Here is a 5,926-nt window from a genome sequence, read left to right as displayed (position 1 = left end):
CTGATGAAGAGACAGCATCAAGGAAGCAATACATCTCTTCTAATTATTCTTTATAATAGCCGCCGACTTTATTCGTATTGTCGACCACAAAGAGAAACTCCTCTGTTTCATTTTTTACTTCATATTCTTTTCCCGGCGTTAAAACGCGGTTTACGATATATTTTTTTGCGTTTGTCTGCACACACTTTACTTTTTTAATTGTTTCTTTTTCAAGCCAATTTTTATGAATCATGATGAAATCTCCTTTTCTTATCTATAAGCTTATTGTAGCTTTTTTCTTTTGTAAATTGCAATATCGGTTATTCATTGATTTTGCCTTGATTCCTATTATAGAATGTTTGTATACGCTTACGTTTGAAGCAACTATCACAGCTTATTTCTGCTATTCAATCCAGGAATCAATGTGCTATCACCAAGAATCTCAGAACAGACCATAAAAAATGACTGGAGGTTTGTTACGGATGAGTTCTTTAACGATGCAAGTGACGAAAAGGCTGGAGACATTTTTACAGGGAACAAAGAAGCTTTATATTGACGGAAAGTTTGTTCCGAGTGCCTCAGGGGCAACCTTTGACACTCCAAACCCGGCGACCGGCGAAACCTTGATGACGCTGTATGAAGCCCAGGCTGCGGATGTGGACAAAGCGGTTAAAGCTGCCCGGAAAGCCTTTGACCAAGGTGAATGGAGAACAATGTCTCCAGCTTCGAGAAGCAGACTGATGTATAAGCTGGCAGACTTAATGGAAGAGCATAAAACTGAGCTTGCTCAGCTTGAAACACTTGATAATGGGAAACCGATCAATGAAACGACTAATGGAGATATTCCGCTGGCTATTGAGCATATGCGCTATTACGCCGGCTGGTGTACAAAAATAACAGGACAGACGATTCCGGTTTCCGGCGCTTACTTTAATTATACGCGTCATGAGCCTGTCGGTGTCGTCGGCCAGATCATTCCATGGAATTTCCCGCTCCTGATGGCGATGTGGAAAATGGGCGCGGCACTTGCAACAGGCTGTACAATCGTCCTCAAACCGGCTGAACAAACACCGCTTTCAGCTCTTTATTTGGCAGAATTAATTGACCAAGCCGGTTTCCCTGCCGGTGTAATCAACATCATCCCAGGATTCGGTGATGATGCGGGAGAAGCGCTGACGAACCACGAAGCGGTTGATAAAATTGCCTTTACCGGTTCCACTGAAATCGGAAAGAAAATCATGTCCACCGCAGCGAAAAGCATTAAGCGTGTGACATTGGAGCTGGGCGGAAAATCGCCTAATATTCTTCTGCCGGATGCGAATTTGAAAAAAGCCATCCCGGGCGCTTTAAACGGTGTGATGTTTAACCAGGGTCAAGTCTGCTGTGCGGGCTCACGTGTCTTCATTCATAAAGACCAATATGATGAAGTTGTTGATGAAATGGCATCCTATGCTGAGTCACTCCGCCAAGGAGCGGGACTTCATAAAGATACTCAAATCGGGCCTCTCGTAAGCAAGGAACAGCATGAGCGCGTTCTTTCCTATATTCAAAAAGGAAAAGATGAAGGAGCAAAAGCAGTGACCGGCGGAAGCTGTCCTTTTGAAGCAGGATATTTTGTCGCACCGACTGTGTTTGCGAATGTTGAAGACGAAATGACCATCGCAAAAGAAGAAATTTTCGGACCCGTGCTGACTGCAATTCCGTACGAAACAGTCGATGAAGTTATTGAACGGGCAAACCATTCAGAATATGGGCTTGCAGCCGGACTATGGACAGAGAACGTCAAGCAGGCTCACTATATCGCGGACCGTCTTCAAGCCGGAACCGTTTGGGTCAACTGCTATAATGTGTTTGACGCGGCGTCTCCATTTGGCGGTTATAAACAGTCAGGACTCGGACGAGAAATGGGATCATATGCCTTGGATAATTACACAGAAGTCAAAAGTGTATGGATAAACCTTGAAGACTAACATGTATGTTTAAAAAACTGCTGCCTGCCAGCAGTTTTTTTCTTTCTGTAATGGCAGTAAAAGACGCTGAATATATATGCTTCTGAAGGAGTTGAGCGTGATGGGCACACTTCAGGAGAAAGTGAGGCGTTTTCAAAAGAAAACCATTACGGAGTTAAGAAACATGCAAAATGCTGATGGTTCATGGACATTTTGCTTTGAAGGACCAATCATGACAAATTCCTTTTTTATTTTGCTCCTTACCTCACTAGATGAAGGCGAAAATGAAAAAGAACTGATATCATCCCTTGCAGCCGGCATTCATGCAAAACAGCAGCCAGACGGCACATTTATCAACTATCCCGATGAAACGCGCGGAAATCTAACGGCTACCGTCCAAGGATATGTCGGGATGCTGGCTTCAGGATGTTTTCACAGATCTGAGCCGCACATGAAGAAAACTGAACAATTTATCATCTCACATGGCGGTTTGAGACATGTTCATTTTATGACAAAATGGATGCTTGCCGCGAACGGGCTTTATCCTTGGCCTGCTTTGTATTTACCATTATCACTCATGGCGCTCCCCCCAACATTGCCGATTCATTTCTATCAGTTCAGCTCATATGCCCGTATTCATTTTGCTCCTATGGCTGTAACACTCAATCAGCGATTTTTCCTTATTAACCGCAATATTTCATCTCTTCACCATCTCGATCCGCACATGACAAAAAATCCTTTCACTTGGCTTCGGTCTGATGCTTTCGAAGAAAGAGATCTCACGTCTATTTTGTCACATTGGAAACGCGTTTTTCATGCACCATTTGCTTTTCAGCAGCTGGGCCTACAGACAGCTAAAACGTATATGCTGGACCGGATTGAAAAAGATGGAACATTATACAGCTATGCGAGCGCAACCATATATATGGTTTACAGCCTTCTGTCACTTGGTGTGTCACGCTATTCTCCTGTTATCAGGAGGGCGATTACCGGCATTAAATCACTGGTGACTAAATGCAACGGGGTTCCTTATCTGGAAAACTCTACTTCAACTGTTTGGGATACAGCTCTAATCAGCTATGCCCTACAAAAAAATGGTGTGACCGAAACGGATGGCTCTGTTACAAAAGCAGCCGACTTTTTGCTAGAACGCCAGCATACCAAAACAGCAGATTGGTCTGTCAAAAATCCAAATTCAGTTCCTGGCGGCTGGGGGTTTTCAAACATTAATACAAATAACCCTGACTGTGACGACACTGCAGCCGTTTTAAAGGCGATTCCCCGCAATCATTCTCCTGCAGCATGGGAGCGGGGGGTATCTTGGCTTTTATCGATGCAAAACAATGACGGCGGATTTTCTGCTTTCGAAAAAAACGTGACCCACCCACTGATCCGCCTTCTGCCGCTTGAATCCGCCGAGGACGCTGCAGTTGACCCTTCAACCGCCGACCTCACCGGACGTGTACTGCACTTTTTAGGCGAGAAAGTTGGCTTCACAAAAAAACATCAACATATTCAACGCGCTGTGAAGTGGCTTTTCGAACATCAGGAGCAAAATGGGTCATGGTACGGCAGATGGGGTGTTTGCTACATTTACGGCACTTGGGCTGCTCTTACTGGTATGCATGCATGCGGGGTTGACCGAAAGCATCCCGGTATACAAAAGGCTCTGCGTTGGCTCAAATCCATACAAAATGATGACGGAAGCTGGGGAGAATCCTGCAAAAGCGCCGAAATCAAAACATATGTACCGCTTCATAGAGGAACCATTGTACAAACGGCCTGGGCTTTAGACGCTTTGCTCACATATGAAAATTCCGAACACCCGTCTGTTGTGAAAGGCATGCAATACCTTACCGACAGCAATTCGCATAGCGCCGATAGCCTCGCGTATCCAGCAGGGATCGGATTGCCGAAGCAATTTTATATTCGCTATCACAGTTATCCATTTGTATTCTCTTTGCTGGCTGTCGGAAAGTATTTAGATTCTATTAAAAAGGAGACAGCAAATGAAACGTGAATCTTATCAAACGGAAATGTTCAATTGGTGTGAAGCCCTGAAAGACCAGATTCAAAAGCGGGGACAGCTTGACCAGTTTGAAGATCAAATCAACGAGATGATTGAGGCTCTGGAAGATGACCAAACAACAGAAGAAGATTGGTATAAACAGGCCGCTGCCCTTTATCGGGATATTACAGAATCAGATGATACAAGTGAAAGACGCGCTTATGTCCCTATAGGGAAACACGTGCTGCCAAAGCTTCCTTACAAATACTCCGCCTTAGAACCTTATATTTCACGCGATATTATGGTCCTTCATCATACAAAACATCATCAAAGCTATGTCGATGGCCTGAACAAAGCAGAATCAGAGCTTAAAAAAGCGAGAGCGACAAAGAATTATGACTTAATCACTCATTGGGAAAGAGAGCTTGCGTTCCATGGAGCAGGCCATTATTTGCACAGTATTTTTTGGTTTTCTATGCATCCAAACGGAAAACGGCGTCCTACAGGGGCATTGTTCCAAATGATAGACCTTTCATTTGGAAGCTATTCCGCTTTTAAAGAACATTTTACCCAAGCCGCTAAAAAAGTGGAAGGCGTCGGCTGGGCCATTCTGGTCTGGGCACCTCGATCAGGACGGCTGGAGATTTTAACGGCAGAAAAACACCAGCTCTTAAGCCAATGGGATGTAATCCCCCTTTTACCGCTTGACGTATGGGAGCATGCCTACTATTTGCAATACAAAAATGACCGGGCCAGCTATGTCGATCACTGGTGGAATGTCGTGGATTGGCGCGAGGCTGAAAAACGTTTTGAGCAGGCAAAAGAAGTCGTTTGGAAGCTCTATTAAAAAAAGCCCCCTTTCCTCGGGGGCTCCGTGTTTTAAAAAATCCCTACCACATGCAAAAACACGATGATGATGGCAACAGGAGATAGATATCGAATGAGCAGCAGCCAAACCGCAAACCACTTTCGTTTGAGATTGGAACCGCTTTTCAGCTCGTCAAACAAATCCTGTTTCGGTATTTTAAGCGGGACAAAAATCGAAATCAGTAACGCACCTAACGGCATTAAAATATTGCTCACAAGATAGTCGGCCGCATCAAAAATAGACAGATGAAATATAGTGACGTCACTTAAGACACCGTATGATAATGCAGACGGCACACCGACAATAAAAATAGCAATTCCGCCTAACCAAGCGAATCGTTTTCTCTTATTGACATCGCCTTTCGACAGTACTGCGACCAAAATTTCCAGCATTGAAAAAGCAGATGTCAATGCAGCAAATAAAAATAGAAGTAAAAATGCTAATAAAAAGATAATTCCGAACGGCATTTGATTAAACACAGTCGGCAGCACGTTAAATAACAGAACCGGGCCTTGGTCTGGTTTGAGGCCGAATGAAAAGACAGCTGGAAAAATCGCAATTCCGGCCATTACAGCAACAAGCATGTTCATAACAGTTACAGATACAGCGGACTGTACCAGATTTTCCTGTTTCTCTAAATAAGCGCTATACGTTACCATGACAGATACACCGACACTTAATAAGAAAAAGGATTGTCCCATTGCATATAAAATGGTATTGGCATCAATTGCAGTTAAATCAGGCATCAGGAAAAATTTGATTCCTTCCATCGCGCCATCAAGTGTAACCGAACGCACCATTAAAATGATGAATAATAGAAAAAGCGCCGGCATTAATACTTGGCTTGCTTTTTCAATTCCGCTGCTTACCCCTTTTGCAACAACTAAAATTGTTACCACCATAAAGAGCAGCTGGCCTCCTACAGCCAAATAAGGATTTGAAATGGTACTTGCAAATATCGTATCAAAACCAGATGTTTGCGATAAACCGCCAGTGAAGCCTTTTATAATATAAATTAAAATCCATCCGCCTACGACACTGTAGAAAGATAGAAGAATAAAGCACGTCACCATACCTAAATAACCGATCCAATGCCACTTCGTTCCTGGAGCAAGTGTTTTA

The 5,926-nt window shown here is 43.7% G+C and carries 5 protein-coding genes; 3 read left to right on the top strand and 2 right to left on the bottom strand.

The annotated features are described in order from the left end of the window. Positions 1–43: 43 nt before the first annotated feature. Positions 44–232, bottom strand: coding sequence for a DUF6501 family protein (locus tag RAC86_RS34235; protein WP_377886590.1), 189 nt, complete (start codon positions 230–232; stop codon positions 44–46). A 229-nt stretch (positions 233–461) separates the two neighbouring features. Between RAC86_RS34235 and dhaS the strand changes: the two genes are divergently transcribed. The 3 genes from dhaS to RAC86_RS34220 all read left to right on the top strand — a co-directional run bounded on the left by dhaS (position 462) and on the right by RAC86_RS34220 (position 4,783). Next, positions 462–1,949 (top strand): aldehyde dehydrogenase DhaS, encoded by a 1,488-nt coding sequence (dhaS, locus tag RAC86_RS34230; RefSeq protein ID WP_064911729.1) that lies wholly within the window; start codon positions 462–464, stop codon positions 1,947–1,949. A gap of 100 nt (positions 1,950–2,049) precedes the next feature. Then, positions 2,050–3,948 (top strand): sporulenol synthase, encoded by a 1,899-nt coding sequence (gene sqhC, locus RAC86_RS34225; protein WP_377886588.1) that lies wholly within the window; start codon positions 2,050–2,052, stop codon positions 3,946–3,948. Beyond that, positions 3,938–4,783 (top strand): superoxide dismutase, encoded by an 846-nt coding sequence (locus RAC86_RS34220; protein WP_377886587.1) that lies wholly within the window; start codon positions 3,938–3,940, stop codon positions 4,781–4,783. The genes sqhC and RAC86_RS34220 overlap by 11 nt, the downstream gene beginning before the upstream one ends. 32 nt (positions 4,784–4,815) lie before the next feature. On the opposite strand, the gene RAC86_RS34215 is transcribed toward RAC86_RS34220, so the two are convergent. After that, a partial coding sequence (locus RAC86_RS34215; RefSeq protein WP_377886586.1) for a sodium-dependent transporter occupies positions 4,816–5,926 on the bottom strand: 1,111 nt, incomplete at its 5' end.

The sequence above is a fragment of the Bacillus sp. LR_5 genome, from assembly GCF_042709275.1.
The sequence above is the reverse complement of the archived record's forward strand: the minus strand, read 5'-3'. Positions and strand labels throughout refer to the sequence as shown.

Excerpts from the sequence above, each read along its gene's own strand:
- RAC86_RS34235 (WP_377886590.1), bottom strand. The coding sequence starts at position 232 with ATGATTCATAAAAATTGGCTTGAAAAAGAAACAATTAAAAAAGTAAAG.
- dhaS (WP_064911729.1), top strand. The coding sequence starts at position 462 with ATGAGTTCTTTAACGATGCAAGTGACGAAAAGGCTGGAGACATTTTTA.
- RAC86_RS34220 (WP_377886587.1), top strand. The coding sequence starts at position 3,938 with ATGAAACGTGAATCTTATCAAACGGAAATGTTCAATTGGTGTGAAGCC.
- sqhC (WP_377886588.1), top strand. The coding sequence starts at position 2,050 with ATGGGCACACTTCAGGAGAAAGTGAGGCGTTTTCAAAAGAAAACCATT.